The 14355-nt window shown below is 56.5% G+C and carries 13 protein-coding genes and 1 riboswitch; of the genes, 6 read left to right on the top strand and 7 right to left on the bottom strand.

Annotated elements, in window-relative coordinates:
* Nucleotides 1–161: 161 nt before the first annotated feature.
* Nucleotides 162–803 carry a GntR family transcriptional regulator gene (locus H9X86_RS10565; RefSeq protein WP_204901486.1) on the bottom strand — a complete coding sequence of 214 codons (642 nt, stop codon included), beginning with the start codon at nt 801–803 and terminating at the stop codon, nt 162–164.
* 211 nt (nt 804–1014) lie between these two features.
* Here H9X86_RS10565 and H9X86_RS10560 point away from each other — a divergent pair, with 211 nt between their 5' ends.
* Together H9X86_RS10560 and H9X86_RS10555 are read left to right on the top strand one after the other, a co-directional pair.
* A complete protein-coding gene (locus tag H9X86_RS10560) occupies nt 1015–1599 on the top strand; it encodes a hypothetical protein (RefSeq protein ID WP_204901485.1) in 585 nt (194 codons plus the stop codon).
* Nucleotides 1600–1861: 262 nt separating this feature from the next.
* Nucleotides 1862–2791 carry a carbohydrate kinase family protein gene (locus H9X86_RS10555; protein ID WP_204901484.1) on the top strand — a complete coding sequence of 310 codons (930 nt, stop codon included), beginning with the start codon at nt 1862–1864 and terminating at the stop codon, nt 2789–2791.
* Nucleotides 2792–3076: 285 nt separating this feature from the next.
* Here the strand turns inward: H9X86_RS10555 and H9X86_RS10550 are convergent, their stop codons facing one another.
* From H9X86_RS10550 to H9X86_RS10535, 4 genes are all read right to left on the bottom strand, one after another.
* Nucleotides 3077–3853, bottom strand: coding sequence for an amino acid ABC transporter ATP-binding protein (locus tag H9X86_RS10550; RefSeq protein WP_204901483.1), 777 nt, complete (start codon nt 3851–3853; stop codon nt 3077–3079).
* Between the two features lie 15 nt (nt 3854–3868).
* The gene (locus tag H9X86_RS10545) at nt 3869–4537 is read right to left on the bottom strand and encodes an amino acid ABC transporter permease (protein ID WP_204901482.1); all 669 of its coding nucleotides are present in this window, start codon (nt 4535–4537) and stop codon (nt 3869–3871) included.
* A gap of 300 nt (nt 4538–4837) precedes the next feature.
* Complete coding sequence (locus tag H9X86_RS10540) at nt 4838–5635, bottom strand: transporter substrate-binding domain-containing protein (protein ID WP_204901481.1); 798 nt, start codon at nt 5633–5635, stop codon at nt 4838–4840.
* Between the two features lie 150 nt (nt 5636–5785).
* Nucleotides 5786–6463, bottom strand: a complete 678-nt coding sequence (locus tag H9X86_RS10535) for a TIGR00266 family protein (protein WP_204901480.1) — start codon at nt 6461–6463, stop codon at nt 5786–5788.
* Nucleotides 6464–6571: 108 nt separating this feature from the next.
* A riboswitch (Fluoride riboswitch) is annotated at nt 6572–6644 on the top strand.
* 58 nt (nt 6645–6702) lie between these two features.
* Here H9X86_RS10535 and H9X86_RS10530 point away from each other — a divergent pair.
* Nucleotides 6703–7908, top strand: coding sequence for a cation:proton antiporter (locus H9X86_RS10530; RefSeq protein WP_204901479.1), 1206 nt, complete (start codon nt 6703–6705; stop codon nt 7906–7908).
* A gap of 36 nt (nt 7909–7944) precedes the next feature.
* Nucleotides 7945–8613, top strand: coding sequence for a tRNA (N6-threonylcarbamoyladenosine(37)-N6)-methyltransferase TrmO (tsaA, locus tag H9X86_RS10525; protein WP_204901478.1), 669 nt, complete (start codon nt 7945–7947; stop codon nt 8611–8613).
* A gap of 181 nt (nt 8614–8794) precedes the next feature.
* Here tsaA and H9X86_RS10520 read toward each other — a convergent pair whose 3' ends face one another.
* Both H9X86_RS10520 and H9X86_RS12545 read right to left on the bottom strand, forming a co-directional pair.
* Nucleotides 8795–10264, bottom strand: a complete 1470-nt coding sequence (locus H9X86_RS10520) for an ATP-binding protein (protein WP_204901477.1) — start codon at nt 10262–10264, stop codon at nt 8795–8797.
* A 234-nt stretch (nt 10265–10498) separates the two neighbouring features.
* Nucleotides 10499–10918, bottom strand: a complete 420-nt coding sequence (locus H9X86_RS12545; protein WP_430736100.1) for a FeoB small GTPase domain-containing protein — start codon at nt 10916–10918, stop codon at nt 10499–10501.
* On the opposite strand from H9X86_RS12545, the gene H9X86_RS10510 reads away from it, so the two are divergent.
* Both H9X86_RS10510 and H9X86_RS10505 read left to right on the top strand, forming a co-directional pair.
* Complete coding sequence (locus H9X86_RS10510) at nt 10917–11345, top strand: CBS domain-containing protein (RefSeq protein WP_204901476.1); 429 nt, start codon at nt 10917–10919, stop codon at nt 11343–11345. The two genes, H9X86_RS12545 and H9X86_RS10510, sit on opposite strands and share 2 nt — an antisense overlap.
* 278 nt (nt 11346–11623) lie before the next feature.
* Nucleotides 11624–14355 (top strand): discoidin domain-containing protein (locus H9X86_RS10505; RefSeq protein ID WP_204901475.1); only part of this gene is annotated, 2732 nt, incomplete at its 3' end.

Below are 14355 nucleotides of genomic sequence, written 5' to 3'. Positions count from 1 at the left end.
CAGCCCGCCAGTGTGGCCTTGGGTCGCCCTTTGACCCAAGGGTGCATGCAGCGGGCTGCATCTCCTCGAAAAAATGCTTGCATTTTTGAGAAGCGTGTCGAACTTTTTCAACACGCTCACGGGGCATCCCCTGTGCAGGAGAGGCCCCGTATCGTGGTGTATTATTGCAAGTGCTGGCACACGGCCTGAGCCACCCGCTGAGCAATGGCATCCAGAGCCATGCACACGTCGTGGGGCTGGTCTTGCTCCACCCCCCGGAGAATGGCACGATAATCCTGCAAAACAGCCTCCACGTCCATGCCGTGGGCGGTGCACAGATTGCGCAGCAGCAGCTGCTGACCCTGAATGGCCAGCATACTCTTGTCCAGACGGCGATTGCCGCAGTGGACGTAAAAGACCTCCATAAACAGGTGCATCCCCTCAGACTGCTGCTGGGGGGTCTTGGCGGCGGCCAGGGCCTGGATGCGTTCATCCAGCTCCTGGATCAGCACCTGGCGGTCGGTGCGCTCCATGGCCAGCCGGGCGGCGGCACAGTGCAGGGTGGTGGCCAGCTGGGTGATCTCTTCCACGTCCTTGGCATCCAGGGTGAGCACCCGGGCGCCCACGTTGTTTTCATAGGCAATCAGCCCCTCCTGCTGCAGCCGGTTGATGGCCTCCCGGATGGGGGTACAGCTGACACCCAGATACTCCTGCAGCTCGTTGACATTGACCCGGCTGCCCAGGGGCAGCTTCAGGGAGATGATGTCACTGCGCAGACGCTCGTAAACCTGATCCACCAGAGATCTCTTTTTAATGGAAGACATAACTACTCCTCCAATGACCGATATGATATCCCCGCAGGGGAAAAAGTAACTATTTCTTGCAATATATAGGATAACAGATTGTGGAACAAAAGGCAAGAGAAAGCAGGGGAAGTCCCTTTTCAAGATCAGTAGTGACGGTCCAAACTCCGTCGGTTTGACGAAACCGGGAAAATCTCCGCCGCCGGCCTTGCAAAGGGCAGGCCGGTATTGTATGATAGGAAAAACAACAAATTTTGGCACTGGAACGGTGCAGCAGGGGGCTTGTGTTGTGGGTATTTTCGATGACGATGATTTAGAGTTTATTGAGCAAGCAAGAAAAGAGGCAAATGAATTTAAGCCGCAGGAGCTGAACGAGGCCAATGTCCAGGCCATCTTCAATCGGTGCTTGGCGAAAGAGGGCGAGGACTTCTATAATGTTCAGGTGCTCGGCTCAGAACTGACAAAGAATCCCTCGGACATTGTTCAACTGTCCAGGCAGAAGATGGAAGAAAACGATCAAAACATCTGTTATCTGCTGGGCCAGCTGAAAACGATCTATCTCCCCGATGTAAAAGCAATCACATTGCAAGAGGGTTTCTTTCGATATGACAATCATGTCTGGACGAAAGATTTTAATTCCCTTTTTCAACTCTATGCATTGGCGCTGGGCTGTGTCTATCTGCGTGGCTTTGGACAAACAAAGGATGGGAATATTACCAGCCTGATAGATTACAACCGTTGCACTCCTACTCTCTCCCCGAAAGACCCCAACTTTCCGGCGTGGTGGGAGGAGCACAAGGGCGAGTGGGAAGTCTGACTTCTCCTCACAACCAAACAGCGCGCAAAAGGGTATGCCCCATCTGGAGGGTATGCCCTTTTTGTCTATATTTACCAATGGTTTTCAATTTCCCTTGAAATCACTACTTTCCTTAAAAAGGGAGCAGGGAAAGAATGGGGGGGGTGAGCGGCCTGGGGCAGAGGGGAGAACGTCCCCCCTGGTTCCCCTTGTGTCCCCGGGCAGAGTGTGGTATAATTTCAGGCGTGAAAACGATTCCATATTCAAGGAAAGAGGGATTTCCATGCGCATTGTCACCATCGGCGAGATTCTCATTGACCTGACCCAGACGGGGGTCAATCAGCAGAACATTCCCACCTATGCTGCCAATCCCGGTGGCGCACCCGCCAATGTGGCGGTGGCGGCAGCCCGGCTTGGGGCGGACACCGCCTTTGTGGGCATGGTGGGGGAGGACGGATTTGGAACCTACCTGGCCCAGGTGCTGGAAGAGAACGGAGTGAGCACCCATGGGCTGCGCACGGCTCCCGGGGCCACCACCTTGGCGGTGGTGTCGGTGAATGGACAGGGGGAGCGTTCCTTCCAGTTCATGCGGGGGGCGGATGCCAGGCTCACCCCGGAGCAGGTGGATGAAGAGCTGCTGGCCCAGGCGGGCATTCTCCACTTTGGTTCGGTGAGCCTGACCGCAGACCCTGCCCGCAGCGCCACCCTCCACGCCGTGGAGCGGGCCAGGCAGCAGGGGGCGGTGGTGAGCTACGACCCCAACTACCGGGCGGCTTTGTGGGACAGCCAGGAGAATGCGGTGGCGTGGATGCGCCGCCCCCTCTCTCAGGTGGATATTTTGAAGATTTCTGATGAGGAGATGGAGTTGCTCTCCGGCAGCCATGACCCTGAGGTGTGCAGCAGGGTCATGGCAGACAAGGGCATCTCCCTGGTGCTCATCACCCTGGGTTCTCAGGGGGTGTTCTACCGCTTGGGAGGCCAGACCGGGGTGGTGCCCGGAGTGGCCACCAAGGTGGCGGACACCAACGGCGCTGGGGACACCTTCTTTGGGGCGGTGCTCAGCCAACTCAGCCTCCGGCCCCAGGGGGTGCTGGAGGGGCTGGAGACGGCGGAGCTGGAGGACATTCTGGCCTTTGCCAACCGGGCGGCCTCGGTGACCTGCTCCCGCAGTGGTGCCATTCCTGCCATGCCCACCCTGGACGAATTGAAATAACCGAGAAAAAGCTCCCCATCGCACAGCGATGGGGAGCTTTTAGGCTGCACAAAAGCCAAAACTTACCCAAGAAGCTATGGCTATCATGTATAGAGAAAAGCCTTCGGCAGAGTTTTCCCGCCTAGGGGCGGGAAAATAAATTGAAATCAGTTTTTTCCGGGGACATGTGCATCGGAAAAAACACTTCTCAGCCCGCCAGTGTGGAATTGGGTCGCCCTTTGACCCAATTATGCATGCAGCGGGCTGTATCTCCTCTCCAAAATGCTTGCATTTTGGAGAAGTATGTTAGTATCCGGCCAGGAATTGCCGGGTGCGTTCTTCTTGGGGATTTTCGATGACCTGACGGGCGGGGCCACGCTCCACGATGACCCCTTCGTCCATGAACATCACCTCGTCGGCCACGTCCCGGGCAAAGGCCATCTCGTGGGTGACGATGATCATGGTGGTTTTTTGCTCCACCAGGCCTCGGATCACCCGCAGTACCTCTCCGGTCAGCTCCGGGTCCAGGGCGGAGGTGGGCTCATCAAAGCAGAGAATATCCGGCTTGAGGGACAGGGCACGGGCAATGGCCACCCGCTGCTGCTGGCCGCCGGAGAGCTGGCTGGGGTAGTGGCTGGCTCGCTGTTCCAGACCCATTTTGGTGAGCAGTTCCATACCCTCCTGTCGGATTTCCTCTAAAATGGCCTTTTTGTTGGCCTTGAAGTCGGGCCGCTCCCGGGCCAGCAATTCCTTGGCCAGGGTGACGTTTTTCAACGCCGTATACTGGGGAAACAGGTTGAAGGACTGGAACACCATGCCGAAGTGGAGCCGCTTTCTGCGGATCTCGCTGTCGGTTTGGCTGCGGCGCTGGGCAGCGTCAAAAATCACGTTGCCACCCACGGAGATGGTGCCCTGGTCGGGAGTCTCCAGGAAGTTTAAGCAGCGCAGCAGGGTGGTCTTGCCGCTTCCTGAGGAGCCGATGATGGCCAGGGCCTTGCCCTGCTCCAGGTCGAAGCTGATATCCTCCAGCACTCGGGTGGCACCGAAGTGCTTTTCCAGGTTGTTTACCTCTAAAATTGCCATGTTTCGCCGCTCCTCTCAGGAGAAATAGTCCAGCTTCTTTTCCAGCCGCCCCAGCAGCAGGGTGAGCAGGCCGTTGAAGACCAGATAGTACACGCCGGTAAAGAACAGGGGCCACAGCAGGCTGGAATAGCCGTGGGAGGTTTTCAGGAAGGCCTCGCCCGCCCACAGCAGCTCTTGCAGGGAGATGACGCCCGCCAGAGCGGTATCCTTTAAGAGGGTGATGACCTCATTGGACATGGGGGGCACAATGCGCTTGATCATCTGCAACAGGGTGACATGGAAGAAGATCTGGCCCTTCGTCATGCCCAGCACCTGACCCGCCTCCTGCTGGCCCCGGGGGACACCCTGGATGCCGCCTCGGTAGATTTCGGAGAAGTAGCAGGCGTAGTTGAGGATAAAGGTGACGCTGGCGGCAATAAACCGTCCGGAGTCTCCAGCGGGCCAGGGGTTTTGGTCCAGCACCATGCCTGGAATATAAAAGATCACAAAGAGCTGGAGCATCAGGGGGGTGCCTCGAATGACCCAAACCAGCCCCCGGCACAGCCACCGCAGAGGGGGAAAGCGATTCATGGACCCCCAGCAGATGACAAGTCCCAGAGGCAGGGCACCCAGCAGGGTGACAAAAAACAGTTTTAGAGTCTGTACAAACCCCTCGTTCAGGGCTCCGATAACCGTCAGAAACATGGAAATACCACCTTAAGTTTGCTTCTCAAAAATGCAAGCATTTTCGAGAGAAAATGCAGCCCGCTGCATGCACCCTTGGGTCAAAGGACGACCCAAGGCCACACTGGCGGTCTGAGAAGTGTTTTTTCCGATGCGCATGTCCCCGGAAAAAACGGATTTCAATTTATTTTCCCGCCCATAGGCGGGAAAACTCTGCCGAGGGCTTAAAAGCCTGCGACTCACTACGATCTTTGCACAGATGTTGCTTTTTGGTGTTCTTACCAAAGGCAGAGCCTCCGCTCTGCCTTTGTATGTCCTGGGTTATTGTTCCACCAGCTTTTCGGCGATGCCGTACTTCTCTGCCACCTGCTGCATGGTTCCGTCGGCGTACTTTTCGGCAAAGAATGCATTGAGCTTCTCTGCCAGGTCAGAGCCTTTGCGGAAGCCCACGCCGTACTGCTCGTCGGCCAGAGATACGGTGTGGGTGAGGTTTTCATAGCTGGAGCCCTCTCCGGTGGAGGCCACGGCCATGAGGTAGTCAATAATGGCAGCGTCCGCAGTGCCCGAGGCTACCTCCAGCAGAGCGGTGGCCTGGTTCTTGGCGGGGGTATAGTTCAAGGAATAGGCCTCTGCCTGCTCCATACCCGCCGAGCCGTTTTCTACGGAGAACTGCAAGTCCTTCAGGCTGTCGGTGGTCTGGTACTTCTCTGCCTGGTCAGCCTTGACGATGACCACCTGGGCGTTGTTAAAGTAGGGGTTGGAACACTCCATAGCCGCCTTCACGTCCTCGGTGAGGGTCATGCCATTCCACACCACGTCGATGGTCTTGCCGTCCAGCTCCATCACTTTGCTGTCCCAGTCGATGAGCTGAAACTCCACGTCCACCCCCAGGCTCTCGGCGAAGAGGGAGGCCATGTCGGCATCGAAGCCCACCCAGTTGCCCTCGGTGTCCTGGTAGTCCATAGGCTCAAACTCGGTGATGCCCACCACCAGGGTGCCCTTGTCCTGGACGTAGGCCAAATCGCTGGTGCTTTCGGTGGTTTTTGTATTTTTGTTGCCGCAAGCGGTGAGACTCAGACCCATTGCCAGGGCCAGAGCCAGAGAAATCATTTTTTTCATGGTTGCATATCCTCCTTGTCACACATGACACTGGCCGGGAAGAGCCAGTGACGACATTTTAGCACAGTAACGAGATAATGTAAAGAGGCAAAAAGAAAAAATGTCTCCCGGCGGAGGACAACTCCGCCGGGAGCACACAAAAACTTCCAGTTAGCCGTTGCCGGTGGGGATGAAGGGGCGGATGGCCATGGCCACATTGGAGATGGGCATGGTTTGCAGCCACACCTTGCCGGGGCCGGTGAGCAGGGTGTTGAACAGCCCTTCACCGCCCAGGAACTTATTTTTCAGACCCGGTACTTGCTGGATATCCATGGACACGGTGGGCTCGAAGCCGGCCACGTTGCCGGTGTCCACCACGATCTGCTGACCCGGAGCCAGGGTGTACTCCACCAGTTCGCCGTCGATTTCAGCGAAGGCCACGCCCCGCCCGGACAGCCGCTGCATGATAAAGCCCTCGCCGCCGAAGAAGCCGGCGCCCAGCTTGCGGCTGAAATGGATGGACAGCTCCACGGAGGATTCTGAAGCCAGGAATGCATTTTTCTGCAACACCATCTCTCGACCAGGCCCGATGTTCAAGGGCATGATCTTGCCGGGGAAGCTGGAGCCAAAGGCGATCATACCCTGTCCTCGGGCGGTGTAGATGTTCTGGAAGATGCTCTCCCCCGAGAAGGCCCGGGAAAACATCTTGCCCAGACCGCCCCCGGAGGTCTCCATGCTCATGTTGGGACTCATCCACACCATGGAGCCTCGCTCGGTAATCATGCGCTCCCGATCTTCCAGATGGCAGATGACCACGGGGAATGCGCCGCCGGTGATTTCGTATCTCATAGAGACCCTCCTTCTATGTATCTAGGATGAGTCCATGATACCTGGGGGACAAGGGGACTGTCAAGGGGGGAGAAAAAATACTTTACAAACCGGGGCGGGTGGACTATAATCTCCCCTGGGAATGAAGTTCTCCCACGGGCAACCGAAACCGCTGTATGCAGCTGATGACTTCTGTGATTTGATTTAGGTCACAGGGGGCATTGGCTTTTTTTGTGGCCGAAAACGAGGAGGAATCCATTATGTTAACATCTCTGGCGCTGATTTTCCTGGTGGGCCTGTCCATGGCGGCACTGGTGCAGGCCATCAAGCTGCCCCGCATCATCGGGATGCTCATCACTGGTATTGTGGTGGGGCCCTATGTGCTGGACTGGTTGGACCCGTCCATTTTGTCCATCTCTGCCGAACTGCGGCAAATGGCCCTCATCATCATTCTGCTCAAGGCGGGGCTGTCTCTCAACCTGTCCGATTTGAAAAAGGTGGGACGGCCTGCGGTGATGATGTCCTTTGTCCCTGCCAGCTTTGAGATTTTAGGCTATGTGCTCCTGGCCCCCTACCTGTTGGGGGTGAACATCATGGAGGCCGCCGTCATGGGTGCGGTGCTGGGTGCGGTGTCTCCGGCGGTGGTGGTGCCCCGGATGGTGCGCCTGATGGAGACGGGACATGGCACCCGCAAGGGCATCCCCCAGATGATTTTGGCCGGGGCCTCCTGCGACGACATCTTTGTCATCGTCCTCTTTACCACCTTTACGGGCATGGCTCAAGGCGGGAACCCCAACGTCATGGACTTTGTCAACATCCCCATTTCCATCGTGCTGGGGGTGGCTCTGGGGGCTTTGGTGGGCTGGTGCCTGAGCAACTTTTTTGAGACGGCCTATGCCCATCGCCACTGTGTGCGCAACAGCACCAAGGTAATCATCGTCCTGGGTGTGTCCTTCACCCTCATGGCAGTGGAGACCTGGCTGGAGGGCGTGGTGTCGGTCTCCGGCCTGCTGGCGGTGGTCAGCATGGCCTGCGTGCTGAAGATCAAGAGCCCCACCTTTGTCTCCAAGCGTCTGTCTGAGAAGTTCGGCAAGCTGTGGATCGCCGCCGAGGTCATTCTCTTTGTGCTGGTGGGCGCCGCCGTGGATATCCGCTATACCCTGGAGGCCGGCGGGGCTGCGGTGGGGATGATTCTGTGTGCCCTCATCTTCCGGGCCGTGGGTGTGTGCCTGTGCGTGGCGGGCACCAAACTCACCTGGAAGGAGCGGCTGTTCTGTGTCATCGCCTACCTGCCCAAGGCCACGGTGCAGGCCGCCATCGGCTCGGTGCCTCTGGCTATGGGGCTGTCCTGCGGGCCCATCGTGCTGTCCGTGGCGGTGCTGGGTATTCTCATCACCGCACCCCTGGGCGCCATCGGCATTGATGCCACCTGTCAAAAATTGCTGACGAGAGACGACACGGTATGATATCATAGACCCAAACAACAAAAAAGAGGTGCTTTCATGAAACCCATCGCCCACATTCACACGGATTTTACCACCAAGTTCGGGGTGCCCCGGCAGGCGGGTCTGGTGCGGGAGCTCCAGGCCACCATCGTCTTTGAACCGGAATACCGGGAGGCGGAGGCGCTGCGGGGGCTGGATGGGTTTTCCCACCTGTGGCTCATTTGGGAGTTTTCCCAGTGCGTGGGCAAGCCCTGGTCTCCCACGGTGCGCCCGCCCCGGCTGGGAGGCAATGCCCGCATGGGGGTCTTTGCCACCCGTTCCCCCTTCCGGCCCAATCCCATTGGCCTGTCCTGCGTGGAGCTGGTGGGGGTGGAGGAACATACCTCCCAGGGCCCGGTGATCCATGTGGGGGGAGCGGATTTGATGGACGGAACCCCCATCTATGACATCAAACCCTACGTACCCTACGCCGACTGCCGTCCCCAGGCGGTGGGGGGCTTTGCCCAGGAGGCCCCGGAGCAAAAGCTGGAGGTGGACATTCCGCCCCATCTGCTGAGCCTGGTGCCGGAGGAGAAGCGGGCGGCCCTCACGGGTGTGCTGGCTCAGGACCCCCGGCCGTCCTACCAAAAAGACAGCCAGCGGGTGTACGGCTTTGGCTTTGCCGGGTTAGAGGTACACTTTGTGGTCAATGATGGGGTGGCCCGGGTTGTGGACATCCAGCCATGAGGAGGAATGGACTGTGGAGATGATACATACCACCTCAGACCTGCGCCTGCTTTGGGACACTGTACTTTGGAAGTAAGACCCTGTATGATGAAAAACATCAGATTTTGAAGCTGTGAGAATAAAAACATGGATAGGGATGCGGCAAATGCTGCATCCCTATCCATGTTTTTTGGGGTAAGATTCAATCTTTTGAAATGGTATAGAACTTTTGATGGCGGCTTTTGGGTTTGTTGGGGATGGTCATAGCCAGTAAATTTGCATCCAGAAGTGGCTTGATGTGGTGCTGCATGGCGTAGAATGTGGTCTTCAGACCTAAAAAATCCAGAATTTCCTGGCGGGAGCGAGGGGTTTGGCAAAAATTCAGCAGTTGTTGCGTGGGATTGGCAGAGGAAGGGGATTGCTGGGGGGGTGTTACAGCGTGAGAAACGGTGGGGTGGTTGTACAGGGTGACCACAAATTCGTGACGGCGGTTTTCAAACTTGGGTTCTGGAAGTCCGTGTTCTTTCATGGTGCGGCGAATGGTGGGGATGCCGGAATAGCGGTTTTCTGCCTTGGTAAGGGCCTCGGCCATGACAGCCAGCGCAGGATTGCGAAGATCCGGGCGGGCATGGCCCAGTTGCTCCACACTCATGCGTCCGTAGAGACTTCCGGGACTGTGGATTTCCACTCGATCGGAGAAAAAGTCGATTTGTACCGGAGTGCCCTCGGTGTAAAAGCTGTAATCCCGGTGAATCAGAGCGTTTAAGATAGCCTCTCTCAGGGCGTCGATGGGATATTCTGTATAATCGGTGCGTTGACCGGTTTCCTGGCTGATGACCGTGCGAACTTTCATATTGCGCATACAAAAGTGAAGGGCATCTGTGACCATGGTAGGAATCGTGCCCTCGATACGTTTGTTGTCCAAAAAACGGGAAGAGTCCGTACCTACGGCTCCGATTTCTGTACCAGGAACCACAATGGCGGTAATGCCAAGCTGAGGGAAATATCCCTGGGGATAGAGACCGAAGTTTAGGACAGCAGCCAATGTGGGAACGCCATCCCGGGTCAGGTTCAGCATCTCATAGGCCTGCTCCTGAGGCAGTTGGGAAAATCCAGGGCGTTCTATGCTTTTTTGCAGGACATACTGCTGAAGCAGGTTTTGATCCAGCATAGACAGACTGGCCCGAGGAACCGGGCGTTCATCATCGTGCAGATGCTTTCGAAATGCCTCATAGCTGTACAATTCGTAGTCTGTCATGGTTTGATCGGAGTCGCCCACACGAATATAGGCGCCTTTCATACGCCCTGCACCCTGGTAATAACAGGGCCGTTCAGAAATGTCAATGGAGGGGATTTCTGCCGAGCAGATCAGTTTTCCCTCCATCTCGGCTAAGGTGAACACAGCTCGGACGGGAGGCTCCATTTGCATACACTGAGAGGTTACCTTTTTTTGCAGGTCTTGGGCATCGTAGACCCCCACCACTTGATAATCAGCAGTTTCGTCAATACCAAACAGAATGATTCCACCCATGTCCTGATTGGAGAAGCTGGAAAGCGTGTCATAAAGTCGTTTGGGACAATCCACATGGGCTGCCTTGATTTCAATGGTTTGCCCCTCGGATTTATTTCTGCATACATGTTGGGCCAATTCTACCAATTCTTCTGGCAACATGTGTATCACCTCCTGAGATTACACTAACACTACCAAATCAACTTGTAAAAATCAAGGGGAACTTGCAAAACAAAACGCAAAATAAACTAAATAATTTTTGATTAAGCAAAATATATTAGTCTATTCGCGTATGGTGTTAGCTTATTTTTGATAAAACAAATAGAAATGATCGAACATCATAGAAGGCAAACAGAGATGATGCAGCCGCAGCTGCATCATCTCTGTTTGCCTTTTTTACTTGTGACAGCTGCAACCACCGTGTTTGCTGTGGGGACAGCTGTGCCCGTCCGGGCAGCCCAGGGCACGGGATAGGGCGGGAACATCAATGCTGGTGCCCTTTTTCTCGTTGAGGTCCTGCTTGTTCAGGGCCACCACCACGGGAATGCCCAGCTCCAGCAGCTGGGTGGTAAAGAACAGGGAGCGGCTCAAATTGGTGGCATCCACAATGTTGACGATGACATCGGGCCGCTCCCGGCGCACATAGCTGCTGGTGATGCTCTCCTCTGTCAAGGGGCGGGTGGAGAAAATTTTTTTCGGCAGGGGGAGGGCCTTTCCAAAGGCAGGAAGCTGTGCTATCATAGAGATAGCTCCCCCCGTGGGAGATCGACGTATTTCGACCGTTACGACTACCCCATTCCAAGAGGAAATATCCATGAACATTGCAAAAATTATGATCCCCAAGGCGTGCACCATCGTGCTCCACCAGGATAACACGGTGCGGCAGGGCCTGGAAACCATGTGCCACAACAGCTACACCGCCATCCCTGTGCTGGACGGACAGGGGGGCTATGTGGGCTGCGTCACCGAGGGAGATTTTCTCCGCCACGTTTTGGAGGTGAATTCCACCGACAAAAAGAAACTGGAACAGACCAAGATCAGAGACATTATGCGCTCCGATTTTTGCCCCGCTGTGAGCATCCGTGCCACCTTTCAGGAGGTTATGGATTTGGCCATGGAGCAGAATTTTGTTCCGGTGGTGGACGATCGCAACGCCCTGTGCGGCATCGTCACCCGCCGCAATCTGCTGGGTGCCGTGGGGAAGGATTTTGCGGAGCATAAGCAAGAGCAAGGGCCCATGTGACCGGAATCCCGGGAGGTGGTGCACCCCGTACCACCTCCATATTCCTGGATGCTATTTCCCGCTATGGACAATTATTCTTATTTACGGTATTGTCAATTTGTTGATAAAAATTTGGAAAAGTGATAGTTTGTCAACAAATATGGAAATAGATGGGCCTGTCCCAACGCCTTGAGTACTGAGAGACAGGCTTTTTTCTGGGCAAAGACCGGACAAAAAGGCCTAAAATACCATGTTCTCATAGCCGAGAAGTTGATTTATATGCCTACAAAAAGACCTATATGGTCAACTACGGCGGGGATGCCATCTCCTCCGACCCGGTGAAGAAGTACACCGCCATGAAGGATCTCTATGACAAGGGCTACTTTGCCCGGAAAGAGGAGTTCAAGACCTACCCCATGGAGCTGGTGCGGTATGTGATGGACGCCAAGATGGACGACAGCGAGATCCTGTGGCTGCGGAAGTACACTGAGAGCCGGTGCGCCGACCTCGATGACCGCATCAACGGCTACACCTTTGTCAACTATGTGAACACCTGGTACAACGATGCGGAATTTTACGACCCTGCCTATAAGAGCCAATGGGATGCCAAGTATGGGTTCCTGAAGTACGGGGTGACCTATGGCGTGGAGAATCTGTTCCGCCTGTGGATGATGATGGAGAAGGGCGGCATCTGCTGGGGCATTTCAGGCATGGGTATGAACACCGCCGAGGTGCACGGCATCCCCGCGGTGAACACCTACCAGCCTGGCCATGAGGCCTATTTGATTTACAGCCAAAACGACAACGGGGACGGCACCTGGACCATCTGGAACAACGTGGGGGGGTGGGGCCAGTCCTACTCCCGCTGGGGGGACACCATCGCCACCGAGGCCCGGCTGCTGCTGGGCTGGGGGTGCATGGAGTACATCACCAACTACAACAAGAATAACACCACCTATATTCTGCTGGCTCAGGCGGCTCTCAACGAGTATGACAGCTACCTGGAGTCCATGTACGCCAACTTCCTGGCCGCATCCTATCCCGCCGGAAGTGACCGCCGTGAGCAGGCTCTGAAGCAGTGCCTGAACGAGCTGAGCTTCAATCTGGACGGTATGTATGGGCTTATCAAGTTCTACGCTGCCGATACCAGCACCACCAATGAGGAGTGGGAAACACTGGCCCGCCGTGTGGTGGATGAATACACCTACTATCCCGCCGTTATGGTGGATCTGCTGGGGCTCATCACCCCCCACCTCACCAACAACCTGTCGGTGGTGGAGGTGAACACCCTGAAGACCCAGGCTCTGCACGCTGCCTCCCAGGCCACTGCCGATGAGAGCCTCCAGCCCGACGCCTGCCGAGAGATCGCCAACTCCCTGCTGGGCCAGGGGGTGGAGCTGGCCACCTTCTCCTTTGACGGGGAGCACCCCAATTCCATTGTCCTGGACGAGAGCTACGACCAGTATGAGTTCATGGTCCGCTATTCCCTGGACGGTGGAATCACCTGGGAGAAGCACCTGATTGACGGCGAGGAAGTGTCCTATACTCCCGAGCATATCATCACCCTCACACCGCAGCAGTTGGAGCGTGTGAGCGCAGAGCACGACATCGTGGTAGGCCTGGTGGGCGTGGAGACCACCCACACCATTGACATCCTGCCTGGACAGGCGGTGCAGCCCACGAAGGTGTACCTCAATGACAACGAGGACCTGTTTATTGGCGCCACCGATGCCATGGAGTACAGCGTAGACGGAGGAGCGAATTGGCAGGACTATGAGGCGGGGCTGACCAGCTCTACCCGCTTTACCGGAGAGGTGGACGTGATGGTGCGGTACAAGGCCCATGGGGTGTACCTGCAAGGGCCGAAAAGCACCTATACCTTCCACCCCTCCACCGATATCCCCCAGCAGACCTATCTCCAGCTTCAACATGTGACCCTGGTGGACTTCTCTTCCCAGCAGAGCACCGGGGCAGACCACGCTGCGGCCAACTTCATTGACGGCAGCGGCAACACCACCTGGCACACCCTGTTTAATGCCACCAACGACGGCAAGTTCTACACCGTCAAGCTGGATGGGGTGCGGTATCTCTCCAAGCTCGCCTACCTGCCCGGCGGCCAAAACGGTCGGCTCAAGTCCGGGCAGATCTACGTCAGCCTGGACGGGGACACCTGGACCCTGGCCCACACCTTTGAGGGGCTGGAAAACAACACCCAGCGCAAGGAGATCGTGCTGGACACCCCCACACAGGCTCTGTATGTGAAGGTTGTGGCCACAGAGACCTACTACAATACCGTCGGGGAGATGAACAAGTATTTCAACGGCAAGATGCTGGACTTCTATGTGGACGCCACCCAGTCCTATGACGCCCAGGCCCAGGTGACCTACTCCACCCAGGCCCCCACCAACCAGAACGTCACCGCCACCCTGGAACTGCCCCAGGGGTGCACGGCGGAGGTGACGGAGTATGTCTTTGAGGACAACGGCACCCATATCTTCACCTATACCGATGCCAACGGAAAGGAGCAGAGCGTGGAGGCGGTGGTGACCTGGATTGACCGGGAGGCCCCCAAGGGAGAGCTGGTGTACGACCTGAAGGGGTGGACCAGCCAGCCCGTCACTGCCACCCTGAAGAATCTCAGTGAGGACGTGGTCTTTGTGGACGGTTCCAACGGCGTACACGTCTTCGACACCAACCATTCCTATAAGTTCGTCATCCGGGATGCGGCGGGCAACGAGACCACCTACACCGCCACCGTGGCCTGGATCGACCCCACCAAGCCCCAGGATGACCAGCTGGTGAGCGTGGCAGACGGGCAGGGAGAGACCACCTTGACCCTGAACATCAACCCGGACTATGTGCAGGTGCTGGCGGTCAATGGAGAAGCTGCCAGCGGCAATGTGTTTACCGTCACGGAAAACGGCACCTATACCTTCCAGATGAGGCTCAAGAAGACAGGCTACACCTTCCAGCACGCCGTGGTGGTGGACTGGCTTTCCTCTCAGCCCCAGGTTACCCCCACCCCCGAGGT

It is taken from the genome of Pseudoflavonifractor capillosus (assembly GCF_016902575.1).
Lineage (GTDB): Bacteria > Bacillota > Clostridia > Oscillospirales > Oscillospiraceae > Enterenecus > Enterenecus capillosus_A.
This window is presented reverse-complemented; position numbering and strand designations above follow the sequence as displayed.